The organism is Rhizobacter sp. P2_H2, assembly GCF_056403375.1.
Window position 1 is genome coordinate 1 of the sequence record NZ_JBFUFP010000029.1, and the last position, 19,036, is coordinate 19,036.

16 protein-coding genes are annotated in these 19,036 nt (G+C 68.2%); 13 read left to right on the forward strand and 3 right to left on the reverse strand.

Going from position 1 to position 19,036, the window contains the following annotated elements; translation table 11 throughout:
* Positions 1-332 precede the first annotated feature (332 nt).
* From AC1D15_RS04190 to AC1D15_RS04200, 3 genes are read right to left on the reverse strand one after another with little or no spacing between them, the layout of a single operon-like run.
* Positions 333-785, reverse strand: coding sequence for a hypothetical protein (locus tag AC1D15_RS04190; protein WP_465113346.1), 453 nt, complete (start codon positions 783-785; stop codon positions 333-335).
* Positions 785-1,372 (reverse strand): RHS repeat-associated core domain-containing protein, encoded by a 588-nt coding sequence (locus AC1D15_RS04195; protein ID WP_465113345.1) that lies wholly within the window; start codon positions 1,370-1,372, stop codon positions 785-787. Before AC1D15_RS04195 ends, AC1D15_RS04190 begins: the two co-directional genes overlap by 1 nt.
* Positions 1,369-2,448, reverse strand: coding sequence for a transglutaminase family protein (locus AC1D15_RS04200; protein WP_477825037.1), 1,080 nt, complete (start codon positions 2,446-2,448; stop codon positions 1,369-1,371). Before AC1D15_RS04200 ends, AC1D15_RS04195 begins: the two co-directional genes overlap by 4 nt.
* Positions 2,449-2,622: 174 nt before the next feature.
* On the opposite strand from AC1D15_RS04200, the gene AC1D15_RS04205 reads away from it, so the two are divergent.
* The 13 genes from AC1D15_RS04205 to AC1D15_RS04265 all read left to right on the forward strand — a co-directional run bounded on the left by AC1D15_RS04205 (position 2,623) and on the right by AC1D15_RS04265 (position 18,958).
* Positions 2,623-3,597: a TRAP transporter substrate-binding protein gene (locus AC1D15_RS04205; protein ID WP_477825038.1), complete on the forward strand. Its 975-nt coding sequence runs from the start codon at positions 2,623-2,625 to the stop codon at positions 3,595-3,597.
* A gap of 8 nt (positions 3,598-3,605) precedes the next feature.
* Positions 3,606-4,115, forward strand: a complete 510-nt coding sequence (locus tag AC1D15_RS04210) for a TRAP transporter small permease (protein ID WP_465113451.1) — start codon at positions 3,606-3,608, stop codon at positions 4,113-4,115.
* The gene (locus AC1D15_RS04215) at positions 4,108-5,409 is read left to right on the forward strand and encodes a TRAP transporter large permease (protein WP_465113342.1); all 1,302 of its coding nucleotides are present in this window, start codon (positions 4,108-4,110) and stop codon (positions 5,407-5,409) included. The genes AC1D15_RS04210 and AC1D15_RS04215 overlap by 8 nt, the downstream gene beginning before the upstream one ends.
* A 153-nt stretch (positions 5,410-5,562) precedes the next feature.
* Positions 5,563-8,121: a GspE/PulE family protein gene (locus tag AC1D15_RS04220; RefSeq protein ID WP_489739959.1), complete on the forward strand. Its 2,559-nt coding sequence runs from the start codon at positions 5,563-5,565 to the stop codon at positions 8,119-8,121.
* Positions 8,122-8,170: 49 nt separating this feature from the next.
* Positions 8,171-9,898 carry a GspE/PulE family protein gene (locus AC1D15_RS04225; protein ID WP_477825039.1) on the forward strand — a complete coding sequence of 576 codons (1,728 nt, stop codon included), beginning with the start codon at positions 8,171-8,173 and terminating at the stop codon, positions 9,896-9,898.
* A complete protein-coding gene (locus AC1D15_RS04230; protein ID WP_477825040.1) occupies positions 9,891-11,126 on the forward strand; it encodes a type II secretion system F family protein in 1,236 nt (411 codons plus the stop codon). Before AC1D15_RS04225 ends, AC1D15_RS04230 begins: the two co-directional genes overlap by 8 nt.
* A 43-nt stretch (positions 11,127-11,169) precedes the next feature.
* Positions 11,170-11,763 carry a prepilin-type N-terminal cleavage/methylation domain-containing protein gene (locus AC1D15_RS04235; RefSeq protein WP_477825041.1) on the forward strand — a complete coding sequence of 198 codons (594 nt, stop codon included), beginning with the start codon at positions 11,170-11,172 and terminating at the stop codon, positions 11,761-11,763.
* A complete protein-coding gene (locus AC1D15_RS04240; protein ID WP_477825042.1) occupies positions 11,741-12,607 on the forward strand; it encodes a prepilin-type N-terminal cleavage/methylation domain-containing protein in 867 nt (288 codons plus the stop codon). The genes AC1D15_RS04235 and AC1D15_RS04240 overlap by 23 nt, the downstream gene beginning before the upstream one ends.
* A gap of 40 nt (positions 12,608-12,647) precedes the next feature.
* Positions 12,648-13,073, forward strand: a complete 426-nt coding sequence (locus AC1D15_RS04245) for an agglutinin biogenesis protein MshP (RefSeq protein ID WP_477825043.1) — start codon at positions 12,648-12,650, stop codon at positions 13,071-13,073.
* Between the two features lie 56 nt (positions 13,074-13,129).
* Positions 13,130-16,672, forward strand: a complete 3,543-nt coding sequence (locus AC1D15_RS04250; RefSeq protein WP_477825048.1) for a PA14 domain-containing protein — start codon at positions 13,130-13,132, stop codon at positions 16,670-16,672.
* A 1-nt stretch (position 16,673) separates the two neighbouring features.
* A complete protein-coding gene (locus tag AC1D15_RS04255) occupies positions 16,674-17,720 on the forward strand; it encodes a hypothetical protein (protein ID WP_477825044.1) in 1,047 nt (348 codons plus the stop codon).
* Between the two features lie 9 nt (positions 17,721-17,729).
* On the forward strand, positions 17,730-18,320 hold the full coding sequence (locus tag AC1D15_RS04260; RefSeq protein ID WP_477825045.1) for a PilN domain-containing protein: 591 nt from the start codon (positions 17,730-17,732) through the stop codon (positions 18,318-18,320).
* Positions 18,317-18,958: a hypothetical protein gene (locus tag AC1D15_RS04265; protein WP_477825046.1), complete on the forward strand. Its 642-nt coding sequence runs from the start codon at positions 18,317-18,319 to the stop codon at positions 18,956-18,958. The genes AC1D15_RS04260 and AC1D15_RS04265 overlap by 4 nt, the downstream gene beginning before the upstream one ends.
* The last annotated feature ends 78 nt before the right edge of the window (positions 18,959-19,036 follow it).

Below are 19,036 nucleotides of genomic sequence, written 5' to 3' on the forward strand. Positions count from 1 at the left end.
GCACAGAGCTCAATGCTGCTGATCAGGATGCTCACCAACTCCGACGACCGCTGCGTCGAGGCGTGATCGAACGTGACGAGAACCCACCGCGGCGAAGCGTCAAGGAAGTAGCAGTGGCGATGCAGCCCGGGTTCATCCGCGTCCGTCAGCAGCATGCCTGGCCCGAACCTCCGCACGAAGGCCTCTTCCGTCAGCTGCGGGTCACGCAGGCATATGGCGCCAGCACAACGCTCAACCGGCGTCTGAGCGAGTGCGGGGACGGCAAGCCAGATCAAGCCACCACCGAGCACCGTTCGAAACAACCGCCTTGAAGACCTCATCGTCCGTGGACCTCAGTTGGGAATGACCCGCCCATGAATCAACGCGTCGGACAGATCAGCAATCTCGCGCGCGACGTCTCCCTCGCTCATGCAGGCGACACCCATCGCGCCGGTACACAGACGCCGGACGTCACCGGGCTGAATCTTCCGCAGCAGCGGCAACATTTCCGCCCCCTTTGACAGGATGGCTTCGGTCCTGCTCTCGCCGCCACCAGCATCGATTCGAAGCACTACGGTCCGGGCCAAGGCTTCTGCAGATGATTTCGTCCGGGAGCGCTGCAGGAGGAGGAACGAGAACTCCAGAGAGGAACCCAGCGTGCCGCGTACCTCTGTGTCGAGGTGCGGTGTGGACGCCAGCACCTTCACGATCTCGAAAATCAACTCTCCCCCGATGCGGTCTTGCTCCTCGTCTTCCGGCGCAGCCATTGCCGGAAGAGCAAGAAGCAACAAGGTCGCCACGGTCATCAATCGACCACGCACATCACACTCCCAGGTTCCGAGTCAATCAGGCTGTTCAGATCGGCGACCGTACTCGCTGTCCCGGTCACGCACCCCTCCGAGCAGTAGGGAGCCGCCGTCGAAGGTCCGAAAGGATTCAGGCAGCTGTGTGTCCGAAAGAGATCCCGGCCGAACGGCGTTGACGACAACGGCGGCAACGGCGCCAGTGTTCGCCCTCCGGGCTTGCCGGTCTTGCCTCCACTCCAAAGCCAGCACCCTCTCGGAATCGGCCCGACGCTTTCCATGCTTTCGCAATCCGCATTGTTCTTGCACCCGGCCACGCTGTTGTTGCCGGAAGCGAAGGTTCCGGACCACGTGAACTTCTCACTCCCATTGCGCATGCAGTCCATGCGCCCCGTGCTGACGGAGTAGACACACGTTGCCAGTCCTTGCGGATCGACGTAGCTCAATGGATTCCCGTCGACGTAGGTGTAGGTGTTGACCCCGCCCGCCAATCCAATCGGATCGCTCTCCACGTAGCGCGCAGCTGCAGCCTGCGGCTGACAGAGCGCCACAAACAGAAGCGGAACGGCGAAAGCCGATGCGATGTTCATTTCGTCTTCTCCAGTTGAGTTGCCTTTGCCTTCGCGGCGCGCTGACGAACCGCCGCGTCCTGCGCCTCATCCGCCGGTCGCCAGCCGAGCGACCATGCGCGCTGGAACAGAGCCCGAAGCGCGACCTCGTGCCTCACGAACGACGCGCGTTCTGCAGCCGGCATGTCGTCGGGCGTCGCATACCGATTGACGAGCAGGTTGCTGAACCAGAGCGACGCGGCGTGCTGGTGAAGGATGACCGCCACGTCCCGCGGGTTGTGGTCCAGCGCCATCCGGGACATCTTCAGCTGCAGTTCGCGCAGCCCCTGCCGCTCGTAGAACTCCAGCAAGGTGCCGACCATGACGACCACCGATTCCTTCCTGCTCGACGGCCGCATGTAGACGCCGCCGGCAACGGCCTGGTCGGTCATCAGGAACTGCTGGCGCGTCCACACATCTCGGGTGAACCCCGCTCCGCTCGTCGCCTCGAGGTTGAACAACTCGCCTCGCTCATCGCGGTACTTGACGAAGACATGGTTCGGCGCCGTCGCGAGCGTGAGATCGATGCCCTGCTTCTGCCCCAGCACGACGAACAGAATCGGCATCGAGATGCAGCTCCCGGCGCGGGTCTCCAGATGAACGGTCAGCAGCTTGTTGCGCAGGTTCCGGCCTAGCGGATCGTCGAGGTCGTAGTGATACGGCCGGTGCCCGATCCACGCGTTGGCGGTGTACAGGTGCTGGCGCAACACCTCCAGCTTCAGCCGCGAGGGCGCGCCGACCGGAATCGCCGCCTTCAAGCTTGCCGCCATCGCATCCAGGCTCCGCAGCGTGGCCTGCGCGTCGACGGAGGGATCCATCAGTCGATCGATCGACAGCTTGGCCGAGGCTAGATCGATATCGGACTCCGGCTGCGACAGGATCCCGCGCACGACGGCCAGGTCCCCATCGTGCGCGCCGACCGCTCGGCGCTGCGCGGTCGCCGGTACCGACATCGTCACCAGCGCCAGGCAGCCGATGAGAGGCGGTACTAACCAGCGCCGTATCAGCCCACGAATCCGTCGCCTGCCGCAGCGCTGGCTCGACCGCACGTTGTCCATGTCATCTCCCTGAGTCGGACTTCGCGGGCGAGTCTTGGCGGCGACTTTGCAGAGATTTTGCAGATGCCCTCGGCGACCCCGATGGAACAGACCTTGCTAAAGCGTAGAAGTCCGTATGGTCGTCCGGCCCCGGCTTCCGTACCCTGGCCGCCATCAATCCCTGGAGTACCTCACATGCGCGTGCGTCTTCCGCTCCTGGCCTGCCTGTTCTCGGCCGCCCTCGCCGCCCCGGCCTGGGCCCAGACCAAGTGGGAYCTGCCCGCSGCCTACCCGGCCAGCAACTTCCACACCGAGAACCTGACCCAGTTCGCCGCCGATGTCGACAAGGCCACCGGCGGCAAGCTGAAGATCACCGTGCACGCCAACGCCTCGCTGTTCAAGGCGCCCGAGATCAAGCGCGCCGTGCAGGGCGGCCAGGCGCAGATCGGCGAGATCCTGCTGGTGAACTACCAGAACGAGTGGCAGATCTTCGGCACCGACGGCCTGCCCTTCCTGGCCGACAGCTACGACGAATCGGCCAAGCTCTACAAGGCGCAGAAGCCGGTGCTCGACAAGAAGCTCGCCGAGCAGGGCATGCTGCTGCTCTACGCGGTGGCCTGGCCGCCGCAGGGCATCTACGTGAAGAAGCCGATCAACTCGGCGGCCGACCTGAAGGGCGTCAAGTGGCGTGCCTACAGCCCCGCCACCTCGCGCATCGCCGAGCTCGTCAACGCGCAGCCGGTCACGGTGCAGGCGGCCGAGCTGTCGCAGGCCATGGCCACCGGCGTGATCGAGTCGTACATGTCGTCCGGCTCGACCGGCTACGACACCAAGACCTACGAGCACATCAAGTACTTCTACGACACCCAGGCCTGGCTGCCGAAGAACGCGGTGCTGGTCAACAAGGCCGCCTTCGACGCGCTCGACAAGCCCACCCAGGCCGCGCTGCTGAAGGCCGGCGCCGACGCCGAGGCGCGCGGCTGGGCGCTGTCGAAGACCAAGAACACCGAGTACCTCGAGCTGCTGAAGAAGAACGGCATGACCATCCTGCCGCCGTCCGCGCAGCTGAAGACCGACCTGAAGAAGGTCGGCGACACGATGCTGCAGGAGTGGTTGCAGAAGGCCGGCCCCGAAGGCCAGGCCATCGTCGACGCCTACCGCAAGCCGTGAGCGCGGCGCTGCGCCGCGGGCTGGACGCGCTGTACGACGCCAGCGCCGCGCTTGCCGCGGTCTTCATGGTCGGCTTGCTGGTGGCGGTGCTGCTGTCCATCGTCAGCCGGCAACTGCACTTCAACGTGCCCGGCGTCGACAGCTACGCCGGCTACCTGATGGCCGCCACCGGCTTCCTTGCGCTCGCCCACACGCTCAAGCAGGGCGAGCACATCCGCGTCACGCTGCTGCTCAACGCGCTGCACGGCGTGGCCCGCCGGCGCCTGGAGATCTGGGCCCTGGGCGCCGCGAGCGCCCTGGCGGCGCTGGCCGCGTTCTATGCCTGCAAGCTCGCCTGGCAGTCGTACGTGTTCCACGACATCTCGACCGGCAACGACGCAACCCCGCTGTGGATCCCGCAGCTGAGCATGGCCGCCGGCAGCGTGGTGCTCGCGGTCGCGTTCGTCGACGAGCTGGTGCTGGAGATCCTCGGCCGGCGCGTGGTGCCGGTGTCCGAAGAGGCAAGCCGCAATGAATGACCTGCTGGTGACGACGCTGCTGATCGCGTCGCTGTTCCTGATCCTCGGCAGCGGCGTGTGGATCGGCCTGACGCTGTCGGGCGTCGCATGGATCGGCATGCAGCTGTTCAGCTCGCGCCCTGCGGGCGACGCGATGGCGGTGACGATCTGGGGCTCGGCCTCGAGCTGGACGCTGACCGCGCTGCCGCTGTTCATCTGGATGGGCGAGATCCTGTTCCGCACCCGGCTCAGCCAGGACATGTTCAAGGGCCTCGCGCCGTGGATGCAACGCCTGCCCGGCCGCCTGCTGCATACCAACGTCGTGGGCTGCGCGATTTTCGCCGCGGTGTCGGGCTCGAGCGCGGCCACCTGCGCCACCATCGGCAAGATGAGCCTGCCCGAGCTCGCGCGCCGCGGCTACCCCGATGCGATGGCGATCGGCTCGCTGGCCGGGGCCGGCACGCTCGGCCTGCTGATCCCGCCGTCGATCATCATGATCGTCTACGGCGTGACGGCCGATGTCTCGATCTCGCAGCTGTTCATCGCCGGCGTGCTGCCCGGTGCGTTGCTCGCGCTGATCTTCTCGGGCTACATCGCGCTGTGGTCGCTGCGCCACCCCGAGCAGATCCCGCCGGCCGACGCGCCGATGAGCCTGCGCGAGAAGCTCGACGCATCGCGCAGCCTGATCCCGGTGGTGCTGCTGATCGCCGCGGTGCTGGGCTCGATCTACGCCGGCATCGCCACCGCCACCGAAGCCGCCGGCCTGGGCGTGCTGGGCTCGCTGATCCTGTCGGCACTGCAGGGCTCGCTGACCTGGAGCACGTTCAAACAGTCGCTGATGGGCGGCACACGCCTGTACTGCATGATCGCGCTGATCCTGGCCGGCGCTGCCTTCCTGACGCTCGCGATGGGCTACATCGGCCTGCCGCGCCACCTGGCCGAGTGGATCGCGACGCTGGGGCTCAGCCAGTTCGGGCTGATCCTGATGCTGACCGCGTTCTACGTGATCCTCGGCTGCTTCCTCGACGGCATCTCGATGGTGGTGCTGACGATGGGTGTGATCATGCCGACCGTGCAGAAGGCCGGCATCGATCCGCTGTGGTTCGGCATCTTCATCGTGATCGTCGTCGAGATGGCCCAGGTGACACCGCCGGTGGGCTTCAACCTGTTCGTGCTGCAGGGCATGACGCGACGCGAGATCGGCTACATCGCGAAGACCGCCTTCCCGTTCTTCCTGCTGATGGTTCTGATGGTGGTGCTGCTCTACCTGTTTCCGCAGATCATCACGTTCCTCCCGGAACAGATGAAAAGCTAGTACCTGCTCCGCAAGCGGATATGGCGGCCCAAAGGCCGTCAATTCATCGCTTCGTACTGGGGGTGGTACTTCTACGATGCCAGGGCGGAAAACTGTTCCGCGCCCTGGCGCGCCGGCCTGTCCGCACGCGCCCGTCCTCCAAAGGATGGACCCGTGTCCAATCTGACGACTCCGCCGAACTGGGCGCTCGACCTGCCGCCCCTCTCGGAACCGCCCGCCCCGGCGCCCGCTCCCGCGCCGGCCGAGAAGGCCCGCCATGAAGGCTTCCGCTGGCCGACGCCGCCGTTCGCCGCCTACCCCGATGCGCTGGAACAGAACCAGCCGCAGGCCTGCCAGATCGTCGGGCTGAACGACCGCGAGATGAACGGCCGGCTGATCTTCTTCGTGCCGGAGTCCACCGTCGCCCATGTGCAGGTGCCGCCGGCGCGCACGACGATGGCGCTGCGCTTCACGCAATTCCGCTGCCTGCGCGTCGTCGAGCCGCTCAAGCCCGCCAGCGATGCCAGCCGCGACCCGCACGCCGGCATGCTGGAGCACCGGCCGTCCAGCCGCTACAAGGTGACGCTGAAATCCGGCGCGCTGCTCGAAGGCGACACCATCGGCCATGTGGACACGCCGCACGGCCTGTTCCTGTTCCCGCCGATCGATGCGCAGGGCAGCGTGCAGCGCCTGTTCGTGCCGCGCGACGCCTACGAGAGCTTCGAGATCGGCGAGCGCATCGGCGACCTGTTGGTGGCGCAGAAGATGGTGACCCCGCAGCAGGTGGCCCAGGCCGCCGACATGCAGCAGCAACTGCGCAACCAGAAGCTCGGCGACATCCTGGTCTCGCGCCAGATCGTCACGCCCATCCAGTTGCTCAGCGCGATCGAGCAGCAGGCCAAGATGCCGATGGTGCGCATCGGCGAGGCGCTGACCTCGCTCGGCCTGGTCAGCGAAGAACAGTTGCAGGACGCGCTGTCGCAGCAGAAGAACGACCGCAGCGTGCCGCTGGGCGAGCTGCTGGTGCGCATGGGCACCGTCTCGCGCGAGGACCTGCAGACGGCGCTCGCGCGCAAGATGGGCTACCCGGTCGTCAACGTCAACGCCTTCCCGGTCGAGGCCGAGGCGCTGCGCAAGCTGCCGTATGCGGCCGCGGCGCGGATGCTGGTGTTGCCGCTGCTGATCCGCGAAGGCCGGCTGGTGATCGCGATCGACGACCCGGCACGCCGGCGCAACGCGGTCGACGAGGTCGAGTTCATCGCGCAGATGAAGATCGTGCCGGTGCTGGCGCTGGGCCGCTCGGTGGCCGATACCATCTTCGAGGCCTACGAGAAGATCGGCGCCGCCAACCACCAGGCGGCCAACGGCGACTCGCCCGACAAGCCGATCGAGTTCGTCGCCGCCGACACCGGCAAGCTGATGGAGACGCTGGAGAAGGACTCCTTCGACCTGCCCTCCTTCGAAGACGAGCGGCAGATCGAGCAATCGGACAACTCGCTGGTGCGATTGATCAACAACATGATCATCGAGGCGCACAAGGAAGGCGTCTCCGACATCCACATCGAGAGCTACCCGGGCCGCGACAAGATCAAGATCCGCTTCCGCAAGGACGGCACGCTGCGCACCCACCTGGAACTGCCGCCGAACTACCGCAACGCGCTGATCGCGCGCATCAAGATCATGTGCGACCTCGACATCTCCGAGCGCCGCAAGCCGCAGGACGGCAAGATCAATTTCTCGAAGTTCTCGGCCCAGCACAAGATCGAGCTGCGCGTGGCCACCATCCCGACCAACAGCGGGCTCGAGGACGTGGTGATGCGGATCCTCGCGTCGGCCAAGCCGATCCCGCTGGACAACCTGGGCCTCAGCCCGTGGAACCTGAAGCACCTGAAGGAGGCGATGGAGCGCCCCTACGGCCTGGTGCTGTGCGTCGGCCCGACCGGTTCCGGCAAGACGACCACGCTGCACTCCGCGCTCAGCCACATCAACGTGCCCGAGCGCAAGATCTGGACTGCCGAGGACCCGGTGGAAATCACCCAGCCCGGGCTGCGCCAGGTGCAGGTCAACCCGAAGATCGACTGGACCTTCGCGAAGGCGCTGCGCGCCTTCCTGCGCGCCGACCCCGACGTGATCATGGTCGGCGAGATGCGCGATGGTGAAACCGCGCAGATGGGCGTCGAAGCCTCGCTGACCGGCCACCTGGTGCTGTCCACGCTGCACACCAACAGCGCGCCTGAAACCGTCACGCGGCTGATCGACATGGGCCTCGATCCGTTCAACTTCGCGGACTCCCTGCTGGGTGTACTGGCACAAAGGTTGGTGAGACGTTTGTGCCCCCACTGCCGTGTGGCACGGTTGGCATCTCCCGACGAAATCGACGAGCTTCTGCACGATTACTTGCATATCTGTCCGCAAGATCACCCTGGGTTCCAACCAGACGTGATCCGAGCAGAATGGACAGAGCGCTTCGGCCAGAACGGCCACTTGATGCACTACCACAGCCCCGGCTGCGACAAGTGCGGCGGTACCGGCCAGAAGGGGCGTGCGGGCCTGCACGAGCTGATGATCGTGTCCCGCGAACTGCGCCGGCTGATCCAGACCAGCGCGCGTGCCGAACAGCTGCTGCAGTGCGCGCTGCTCGAGGGGATGCGCACGCTGCGCCAGGACGGCATCGAGAAGGTGCTGCAGGGCGTGACCAGCCTGGCCGAGGTGCGGGCGACCAGCAACACCTGACCGTCCCCGCGGGGACACGCCCACCGGCGCGCCGCGGGGGCGCGTGGCCATGAACGCCCCCACGGCAGCGGCACGCCGCGAGAAGCTGCGCCTGGGCGACGTGCTGCTCGCGCAGCGCCTGATCTCCGAAGAGCAGCTGGCGCAGGCGCTGGAGCTGCAACGCGCGAGCGGCCGCAAGCTCGGCCGTGTGCTGATCGAGCGCGGCGCGCTGACCGAAGAGGCGCTGGCCCATGCGCTGGCGCGCCAGTTGCGCGTGCCGGTGGTCAACCTGAACATCTTCCCGCTGAAGGGCGAGGTGGTGCGGCTGCTCGGCGAGGCGGCGGCGCGGCGCCACCGCGCGATCGTCCTCGAGGACCGCGGCGAACACCTGCTGGTGGCCTTCGCCGACCCGCTGGACCTGGTCGCCCACGACGACATCTCGCGCCTGCTGAAGCGCAGCATCCAGTCGGCCGTCGCGCCCGAGAGCCAGCTGACGCCGGCATTCGACCGCCACTACCGCCGCACCGAAGAGATCACCGGGCTCGCGAAGGCCCTCGAGAAGGACATCGGCGACGCGGTCGATTTCGGCACGCTGCAGGCCGCGGTCGGCCAGGAAGGCGCGCCGGTGGTGCGGCTGCTCGAATCGGTGTTCGAGGACGCGATGCAGATCGGCGCCTCCGACGTGCACATCGAGCCGCAGGAGCACGAGCTGCTGATCCGCAGCCGCATCGACGGCGTGCTGCAGACGCAGACGCAGGCCGACAAGCGGATCGCCGCCGCGCTGGCGCAGCGCCTGAAGCTGATGGCCAACCTCGACATCTCCGAGAAGCGCCTGCCCCAGGACGGGCGCTTCACGTTGCGCCTGCGCGATCGCACGCTCGACGTGCGGCTGTCGACGCTGCCGTGCCAGTACGGCGAATCGCTGGTGATGCGCCTGCTCGGGCAGGGCAGCCAGGTGCGGCGGCTCGACGACATCGGCATGCCCGGCGACATGCTGGCGCGCTTTCGCGATCTGCTCGGCCGCAGCACCGGCACGGTGCTCGTCACGGGCCCGACCGGCTCCGGCAAGACGACCACGCTGTACGCGGCACTGTCGGAGATCGACGCGGTACGCAACAAGGTCATCACCGTCGAGGATCCGGTGGAGTACCGCCTGCCCGGCCTGACCCAGGTCCAGGTGAACGAGAAGATCGAACTGAGCTTCGCGCGCGTGCTGCGCGCGATGCTGCGCCAGGATCCCGACGTGATCCTGGTCGGCGAGATGCGCGATCCCGAGACCGCCGAGATCGGCCTGCGCGCCGCCATCACCGGCCACCTGGTGTTGTCGACGCTGCACACGCGCGACGCGGCCAGCACGCCGTTCCGCCTGCTCGACATGGGCGTGCCGGCCTTCATGGTGGCGACCGCGCTGCAGGCGGTCATCGCGCAGCGGCTGGTGCGCCGCAACTGCACGCAATGCTCGCGCCCGCACCTGCCCACCGCCCAGGAAGGCGCCTGGCTCGACGTGATGACCGGCAGCGATGCCACCCCCACGCAGCGCGGCCGTGGCTGCCAGCTCTGCAACGGCACCGGCTACGCCGGACGGCTGGGGGTCTACGAGATGCTGGAGATGGACGCCGGGCTGGCCCATGCGGCCACGCACGGCGATCCGGCCGCCTTCCTCGCGGCGGCACGCGAGCGCATGCGCGGCCGCACGCTGGCGCACCGCGCCTGCGACCTGGTGCGCGCCGGGCAGACCTCGATCGCCGAGGCGATGCGCCTGACCAGCGAATTCGACCAGGACGCCGGCCATGGATAGGTTCCACTGGAAAGGCCGCAACGCGCGCGGCGAACTGATCGCCGGCAGCTTGAACGCGCCCACCGAATCGGCGGTGGCGGACCAGCTGCTGGCCGGCGGCGTCACACCGGTGCACATCACCGTGGACGATGCCGGCGCGGTGGCGGCGCCCCCCGCGTGGTGGCAGGCCCTGCGCGCAGGCTCCGTCACGCTCGAAGACATGCTGGTGCTGGCCAGGCAGCTCTACACGCTGCTGCGGGCCGGGATGCCGCTGCTGCGCGCGCTGGCGGGGCTGCAGGCCTCGGCCGTGAAGCCGGCGCTCTCGCAGGTGCTGGCCGACGTGCGCGCCTGCCTCGACCAGGGCCGCGAGCTGTCGGCCGCACTGGCGCGGCACCCGCAGGTGTTCACGCCCTTCTTCATCGCGATGACGCGGGTCGGCGAGATGACGGGCCGGCTGCCCGAGGTGTTCCTGCGGCTGGCCGAGCACATCGAGTTCGAGATGGACATCCGCTCGCGCATCCGCCAGGCGCTGCGCTACCCGGCGATGGTGGTGGTGGCGATGGGCATCGCGCTGGTGGTCATCAACCTGTTCGTGCTGCCGACCTTCGCCTCGGTGTTCGCAGGCTTCAAGACGCAGCTGCCGCTGATGACGCGCCTGCTGCTCGGCTTCTCGGCCTTCACGCTCGCGTGGTGGCCGCTGCTGCTGGCGGCCGGCACGGCCGGCGTCCTCGCGCTGCGCGCCTGGCTCGCCACGCCGGACGGCCGCTACCGCTGGGACCGGCTGAAGCTGCGCCTGCCGATCGCCGGGCCGATCGTGCAGAAGGCCACGCTGGCGCGTTTCGCCCGCAGCTTCGCGCTGGCGTCGCGCAGCGGCATTCCCCTCAGCCAGGCGATGACGGTGGTCGCGCAGACGGTGGACAACGCGTGGATCGCGAGCCGCATCGAACAGATGCGCGACGGCGTCGAGCGCGGCGGCAGCCTGTCGCGCTGCGCCGCGGCCAGCGGCATCTTCACGCCGGTGGTGCTGCAGATGATCGCGGTCGGCGAGGAGACCGGCGAACTCGACGCGCTGCTGCTCGAGATCGCCGCCATGTACGAGCGCGAAACCGCCTACGGCATCAAGGGCCTCGCCAGCGCGATCGAGCCGCTGCTGCTGCTGGTGATCGCCGGCCTGGTGCTGGTGCTGGCACTCGGCGTGTTCCTGCCGCTGTGGAGCCTCGGCCAGGCAGCGATGGGCAGGGGAGGTTGATATGTCCTCTCCAGCAACGGCGTCGACCCCCGATAAGTCCGGCATGTCAAGCCTGCCATCCGGTCATGTTCATCCTCGCCCGATCCAGCGCGGCCTGTCGCTGATCGAGCTCGTCGTGTTCATGGTCGTGCTGAGCGCGGCGCTGGCAGGCGTGCTGCGGGTGTTCATCCAGGCGGGTGCGCACAGCGCCGATCCGCTGCAGCGGCGGCAGGCGCTGGCGGTCGCGGAGGCCCTGCTCGACGAGATCGAGCAGATGTCGTTCACCTGGTGCGATCCCGATGATCCCAATGCGGCGCTGACCGTCACCAGCGCGGCCGGCTGCGCCAGCCTGCCAGAGGCGATGGGCCCGGAGTCGAACGRGACACGCGCCGCCACGCCGCAGTTCGACAACGTCAACGACTACCACGGCTATGCCGCGAACGGCATCGTCGACATCACGAACACGCCGATCACGGCCCTGTCGGGCTACCGCGCCTCAGTGGCCGTGACGGCGGCCGACCTCGGCAACAGCTACTACCAGCTGACGGCAGCGAGCGGTGCCGTCCTGCGCATCACCGTCACCGTCACCAGCCCGGACGGCAACACGCTGACCCTCGACGGCTACCGGACCGCCCATGCGCCATCGCCTGCCATCTGATGCGCCGGCGGCCTCGTGCCAGCCACGCGGCTTCACGCTCGTCGAGGCGGTGATCGTCATCGCGATCACCGGCATCCTCGCCGCGATCGTCACGCGCTTCATCGTGCAGCCGGTGCAGCTCTACCTGGCCACGCAGGCCCGCGCCCAGCTGGTCGATGTGGCCGACAACGCGTTGCGGCGCATGGCGCGCGAGCTGCGCCTGGCCTTGCCGAACAGCCCGCGGGTCTCGTCGTCGGGCCTGTCGCTGGAATTGATCCCGGTCACGAGCGTTGCCCGCTACAAGACGGAAGGCACGGACCCCCTCCAGTTCGGCACCGTCGACACCTCGTTCGACATCGTCGGACCGGCACTGACGGTCGGCAGCGCACAGCAGCTGGTGTTCTACAACCTCGGACCCGGCATCACCGGCTCGGATGCGTATGCCGCCAACAGCAGCGCCACCGAACAGTCGAACTCGAACCGCCGCACCGCCACCAACGCCGCCGGCAGCGCGACGACGATCACGATGAGTTCGCTGGCCGGCCTTCCGATCGGTGACTTCTCGGCGCCTTACCGCGTCTTCGCAGTCGACCCGCCGGTGACCTACCGCTGCGACATCGCCGCCGGCACGCTGACGCGCTACAGCGGCTACGGCTTCCAGGCCACGCAGCCGGATCCACCGAGCAGCGGCACCTCCAGCGTGCTCGCGACCGGCGTCACCGCCTGCAGCTTCACCTACGACGCCGCCGTGTTCGCGATGCGGGCCGGCCTGGTCAGCCTGCAGCTGAGCCTGGCCACCAGCACGCCCTCGGGCACCGAAAGCATCACCCTGCACCATGAAGTCCACGTCGACAACCTGCCTTGAACGGCGACCGGGCCGGCGCCTCGGGCACCGTGGCTTCACGATGGTGTCGGTCGTGTTCATCCTGGTCGTGCTGGCCGCGCTCGGGGCGGCGCTGGCCGACATCAGCCAGCGCCAGCACCTCGCGGCGGCATCCGACCTGCAGGCCGCGCGGGCCTACCAGGCGGCACGCGCCGGCCTGGAATGGTGGGCGTACTGGCAGGCCCATGCCGGCACCGCGAACGGCGACTGCATGGCGACGAACAGCATCGTGCCGGGCGGCACGCTGAGCGGCTTCACGGTCACGCTGACCTGCACGCGCACGCCGGCCGCCTACCCGGCAACCGCGAGCGACGGTGCGACGACGCTGACCTTTTGGACCGTCGTCGCGAATGCGTGCAACGCACCGGACAACGGCGCCTGCCCGGCCTCCTCCACCACCGTCCCGACCTATGTCGAGCGGCAACTGACCTGGACGATCGTGCGATGAGCAAGCTGAAGCGCCTGGTGACCCTGCTCGCTGCGGTTGCGTCATGCTGGACCGCGATGAACGCGCTGGCGGGTGAGGTGGCCGGCGTGCGGGCCCAATACTTCAACACCGATCCGTCGAACCCGGACTACACCTTCAGCAGCCCGTCCGTCGCGCTCGACCGCATCGAGCCGACGATCAACCTCAACGGCATCACGTCCGCGCCGGCCGATGGTGTCAGCAGCACCTACTACCTGATTCGCTACACAGGCTACGTGCTGGTTCCGGCCACCGGCAGCTACACCTTCACCGTGCAGGCGGCAGACGGCGTGAGGCTCTACCTGGACTGCAACCTCGACGGCAGCTTCGACTCGACCGAGAAGCTCATCGAGAACTGGACCAACCGCAGCTCGGCCGTCTCGATCTCCGCGTCATGCCCGAACCAGCTGACCGCCGGCAGCCGCCATGCGTTCACGTATGAATTCTATGAATCGACCGGCGCCGCGACGGCGCGCCTGCTGTGGGCCGGCCCGTCTCCCGTCGGCTCGACGGCAACCGTGATTCCCGCCAGCAATGGCACCTTGGGGTTGACGACCCGGGTCAGCGACAGCGTCGCGCCGACGCTCGTATCGGCCCGGATGCCGTGCGGTTCGGCCAACCAGGTGCTGGTGACATTCTCGGAACAGGTCGACAGCGGCAACGCCCAGACGATCGCGAACTACGCACTCACTGGGGGGCACACCGTCAGCACCGCCACCCTGCAGGCCGACGGCAAGTCCGTGTTGCTGACCATTTCACCGGCGCTCTCGGCCTCGCAGACGCTGACCGTGAACAACATCGCCGACCTGGCGGTCGGCCCTGCCAACACGATCGCCGCCAACACATCGGCCACCGTTGCCTACACCGCAACCTACACCAGCGGCCTGACCGGCACCTACTACGACCAGAACGCCACCGCCGGCGCATTCTTCACGGGGAACACCGTGTCCCGCACCGATGCGTCGGCCGATTTCGTTTGGGGAGCCGCCGCCCCGGTCAGCGGCATCCCTGCCACCAACTACAGTGTGCGCTGGACCGGGGCGATCCTCGTGCCGACCACGGGCTCGTACGTCCTCGGCTTCTTGTCGAGAGACAACGCCCGCGTGTGGATCAATGGTGCCTACCACGCAGGCAACTGGTTCACCACCACCACCGGCACGAGCCTGGCTACGGGCAGCTCCGTCACGCTGACGGCGGGGACCTACATTCCGATCACCCTGGAATACTTCAACAGGGCAACGGGCAACATCATCCAACTGGTGTGGAAGAAGCCTGGCAGCAGTTCGTACGTCAGCGTTCCCTCCAGCCAGCTTTTCCACTGCACCGGCAACCCCGGCGTCAGCTTCACCATCGGCACCAGCAGCAGCGGCACCTGCGGATCCACGATGGTCACGCTCACGGCGCTGAACACCGACGGCAGCGCGAAGACCAGCTACACCGGCGCGGTCTCGCTGAGCACCTCCACCGGCCGTGGCGACTGGAGCGCCGGGTCCCCAGCGCCCAACGGAACGTTCACCAACGGCACCGCCGACGACGGGGCCGCCGCGTACACCTTCAATTCCGCGGACGGCGGATCCGTCCGGCTCAACCTGGCTCAGATCCGGGCGCAGAGTTTCTCGATCACCGCCGCCGATCCTTCCGTTTCCGGTTCGAGCAGCACTTCGTCCACCATCTCGGTCAGCGGCAGCAACGCATTCGTCTTCACGGAAGACGCTGCCGGCAAGATCGCCGGCAGCGATGTGGCCGTCGCCGGTCGCCCTCACGACTACACGCTCACCGTGACGCGCGGCGATTCAAGTTCCGCAAACTGTGGCATCGCCACCGACTACACCGGCAGCCACTCACTCAAGATGTGGCGTACCGATTCGAACGGCAGCTGGACGGCGCCCACCGTGGTCTCGCCCGCGCTGACCATCCCCGCGGCGCAGCCGGCCACCAGCAACATCACGCTGAACTTCACCAACGGCGTCGCGAGCTTCAATGTCGGCACGACGGACATCGGTCGCTACAGCTTCAGCCTGCAGGACGATTCGCAGAGCTACACGAGCGCGACCATCAGCGGCACGGGCAATGCGCTGACGGTACGGCCCTTCGCGCTGGTTGTCAGCAATTTGTGGTGCACACACGGCTACCTGAACCAGCCTGTCGAATTCTCGAACCGTCCCGAATGGGGCGGCCCTCCATTCTGTCGCGCCGGCTACAGCTTCAAGGCCGATGTCGCCGCCTACCGCTGGGCATCCTCGATGGCCGGCAATGGAACCGATGGCAACGACGACGGCCTGCCGGACGGCACGGCGACCCTGACGAACGTGACGGCTGGCGGCCTGGCGCCCTCCTTCAACAGTGCCGTGACGCTCCGGCCCCTCGCCGGCAGCCAGGTGCCATCCACCGGCGTGCTGGGCACGCTGAGCAATGGCAGCAGCATCTCCGGCTTTTCCGGCGGCAAGGCCACGCCGAGCACCCTCAGCTACTCGGAAGTGGGAACCTTCCAGCTCGACAGCCAATCGCTCGTCACCGATTACCTCGGCAGCGGCCTGACACTGAACGGCTCGCTGTTCACGTCCGCCGCCTCAGCCACGTCGACATCGACCATCGGGCGCTTCGCGCCTGCCAGGTTCGCCGCCAGCAACGCAAGCGTCACGCTGCGCCCGCAGAGCGCTTGCTCGCCCGCTTCCACCTTCAACTACCTGGGCGAAACCTTCGCCATCAACTTCACGCTCACGGCACAAGACGCACTGGGCAATACGACGAAGAACTACACCGGCAGCTACGCCAAGCTCGATCTTGGCAACGCCGGCACACTCCAGTTGGCCGGCACCAGCGGCAGCACGGTGTTCTCGGCCACTTCCAACTCGCCGCGACTTTCACTCGGTTCCATCTCGGGGACCTGGGGAAACGCCACCGGTACTGCCGCGGTCACCGTCAGCGCCACGGCCGAGCGCGCCAGCTCACCGGACGGTCCCTTCGATGCCACCTTCGGGATCGCCCCGGTCGACAGCGACTACACGGCGATGGGCTCGTTCGATCTCGATGCCGACAGCAGCGTCAGCGGCAACGACCACACGGCGCTCGTCAGCGTGCCGCTGCGCTTCGGCCGTCTGCGCCTGCAGAACGTCATCATGTCTCGCAACCGTCGCGCGTTCGTTCCCATGACGGCGCAGCACTGGAACGGCAGTGCCTTCGCCACCAACACGCTGGACAGCTGCACGACGATCCCTGCGAGCGCGCTGAACTTCGGCAACTACCGCCTGACGATGGCGGCCAGCGATACCAACGTGCTGGCCGGCAATCCGACGCTCACGCTCTCTTCCGGCAGCGGCCTCATCATGCTCGAGCAGAGCGTCAGCGGCCACCGCGGCACCTTCGACATCGCCGTGAGCCTCGGCAGCAGCGCCACCGACACCTCCTGCCTGCAACCCTGGACGCCCGGCAGCGGCGATGCCGCCACCGCCGGCGCCGGCCTCACCTACCTGCGCGGCGCCTGGTGCGGCAGCAGCTACGACCGCGATCCATCGGCGCGCATCTCCTACGGGCTCTACCGCGGCGCCGACAAATTCCTCTTCCAACGCGAGAACTACTGACATGACCCTGCGCTGGCCGTGGACACGCCCCATCCCCTCCGATTCGCTGGCCATCTCGCTCGACGGCAGCACGCTGGTCTACGCCCAGGTGGCGGCCATCGCCGGCGGCAGCCGCCCGCTGCTGCGCCGCTGCGGCACGCTGCCCGTCGACACCGCTCGCCCGCAGGAACTGGCCGGCCGGCTGCGCGCGCTCGGCCTGCCCACGCAGTCGGTCGTCGCGCTGCTGCAGGTGCCGCAGTGCCAGTTGCTGCAGATCGACACCCCGGCGGTCGCCCCCGAGGAATTGAAGGCCGCCGCCCGCTGGCGCATCAAGGACCTGGTCGACTGCCATGTCGACGACCTGACGATCGACGTGATGCACGTCGGAGACGGCCGCGCGCACGGGCCGAAGCAGGCCTTCGTCGCCGCGACACCGAACCGCGTGATCCAGGGCGTCGCGTCGCTGTGCGAAGCGGCCGGCCTGCAGCTCGCCACCATCGACATCCGCGAGACAGCGCAGCGCAACCTGCAATGCGCCCTCGCACAGGCCGGCACGCAAGGCGACCGGGCCGGCGCGCTGCTGATGCGCCACGGCGAGCACTGCCTGCTGACGATCTGCGCCCAAGGCGAGCTGTTCTACACCCGCCGCTTCGCCTGGGAGGGCGCGCTCGATACCACCGCGCCGGCCGTGTCGCAAAGCCTCTCGCAGCCGATCCCGCTGCTCGAGGCCGGCGAGATGCCCGACATCGTCGACTACGGCGTCGACCTGGCCGTCGAGGACGACAGCGCTGAGACCCCGCGCATCGTCATCGAGGTGCAGCGCTCGCTCGACCTGTGGGAGCGCTCCTGGCCCGGGCTGCCGCTGCACGGTGTGACCGTCGACGCCRGCGAGTCCACCGCCGCGCTCGCGGCGGTGCTCGCACGCCAGCTCGGCCAGCCCGTCGCGACGCTCGACCCGCGCCCGGCGTTCGACGGCGTGATGGCGGCCTGCCGCGGCGACACCACGCTCGCGCGCACCGTCCTGCCGCTGCTCGGCGCGCTGCTGCGCGACGGCCACCGCAACCGCTGAGGCCGAGCCATGCCGCAACAGATCAACCTCTTCAGCCCGATCCTGCTGACGCAGCCTCGGCACTTCTCGGCCCGCACGCTGGTCCAGGCGCTGGCCCTGCTCAGCCTCGGCATCGCCGCCCTCTGCGCATGGACCGTGGTCCAGAACACGGCGCTTGGCCGCGAGCTGCAGTCCACCTCGCAGCAGCACGCCGCCGAGCGGCAGACGCTGCAGCGCGCCATCGCGGCCAACCCGGGCGCAGCCGCCAGCACCACGAGCCTCGGGCAGGACCTGCAGTCGCTGCAGCGGCGGCTGGCCGAGCGCGAGCAGACGCTGGCCGAGCTGATGCGCGGTCGCATCGTCGATGGCCGCAGCCATTCGGCACGCCTGCGCCTGATCGCCCGCACGGTGCCCGCCTCCGCCTGGCTCGACGAGATCGCGATCCACGGCGAATCGCTGTCGCTGTCCGGCCGCACGCTCGACCCGTCGGCGCTGAAGCCGTGGATCGCCGCGCTGGCCGACGAGCCGCTGCTGGCCGGCCAGTCGCTGACGGCGCTGAAGGTCGACCAGGCCGGCGACGACTGGCGCTTCACGCTGACGCAGGCAGGAGGGCGGCCATGAAGCTTCGCCCTCATGGAAAGCGCCTGGCGCGCCGCATCGACGGCCTCGGGCTGCGCGAGCGCTGCATGCTGTTCGCGTCGATCGCGCTGCTGATGGCCGCGGCTGCCGATTCGCTCGTGCTGTCGCCGGCCATCGCCGAACAGAAGCTGCTGGCGGCCCGGCTGAAGCAGGACAACGCCGAGCTCGTCACGCTGCGCACCCGGCTGGCGCAGGCCACGCGCACGCCCGACGCCGATTCTCCGGTGATGCGGCTGCGCCACGACATTGCGCGATTGCAGGCCCGGCAGCAGGCCGTCGACGCCGACATCGAGCGCCTGGGCACCACGGCCAGCGAGCGCACGGCCCTGGCGCAACTGCTGGAGCGCACGCTGGCGCGCCACGAGCGCCTCACGCTTCGCAAGTTGGCAACGGCCACCGAGCCGCCGTCCTCGGCGGCTTCTTCTGCCGTCGCGAAGACCGCCCTGCGCTGGCAGGGCGTCGATCTCGCCGTGAGCGGCAGCTATGCCGACCTGGTCGAGTACCTGTCCGCGCTGGAGAGCGCGCTGCCCGGCCTGCGCTGGGATGCGCTGAAGCTGACCGCCAGCCCGTCCGCGGCATCGACGCTCACGCTGCGCCTGTACCTCGTGGAGGGCACGTGATGAACACACGCCACTGGACGCTGCGCGGGTTCGGTTGCTGGCTCGCCTGCTGCTGCCTCGGCGCGACCGCCGCCCCCC

Coding starts and splice junctions, on each gene's coding strand:
- AC1D15_RS04190 (WP_465113346.1), bottom strand. CDS start 785: ATGACCGTGGCGACCTTGTTGCTTCTTGCTCTTCCGGCAATGGCTGCG.
- AC1D15_RS04195 (WP_465113345.1), bottom strand. CDS start 1,372: ATGAACATCGCATCGGCTTTCGCCGTTCCGCTTCTGTTTGTGGCGCTC.
- AC1D15_RS04200 (WP_477825037.1), bottom strand. CDS start 2,448: ATGGACAACGTGCGGTCGAGCCAGCGCTGCGGCAGGCGACGGATTCGT.
- AC1D15_RS04215 (WP_465113342.1), top strand. CDS start 4,108: ATGAATGACCTGCTGGTGACGACGCTGCTGATCGCGTCGCTGTTCCTG.
- AC1D15_RS04225 (WP_477825039.1), top strand. CDS start 8,171: ATGAACGCCCCCACGGCAGCGGCACGCCGCGAGAAGCTGCGCCTGGGC.
- AC1D15_RS04230 (WP_477825040.1), top strand. CDS start 9,891: ATGGATAGGTTCCACTGGAAAGGCCGCAACGCGCGCGGCGAACTGATC.
- AC1D15_RS04240 (WP_477825042.1), top strand. CDS start 11,741: ATGCGCCATCGCCTGCCATCTGATGCGCCGGCGGCCTCGTGCCAGCCA.
- AC1D15_RS04245 (WP_477825043.1), top strand. CDS start 12,648: ATGGTGTCGGTCGTGTTCATCCTGGTCGTGCTGGCCGCGCTCGGGGCG.
- AC1D15_RS04250 (WP_477825048.1), top strand. CDS start 13,130: ATGAACGCGCTGGCGGGTGAGGTGGCCGGCGTGCGGGCCCAATACTTC.
- AC1D15_RS04260 (WP_477825045.1), top strand. CDS start 17,730: ATGCCGCAACAGATCAACCTCTTCAGCCCGATCCTGCTGACGCAGCCT.
- AC1D15_RS04265 (WP_477825046.1), top strand. CDS start 18,317: ATGAAGCTTCGCCCTCATGGAAAGCGCCTGGCGCGCCGCATCGACGGC.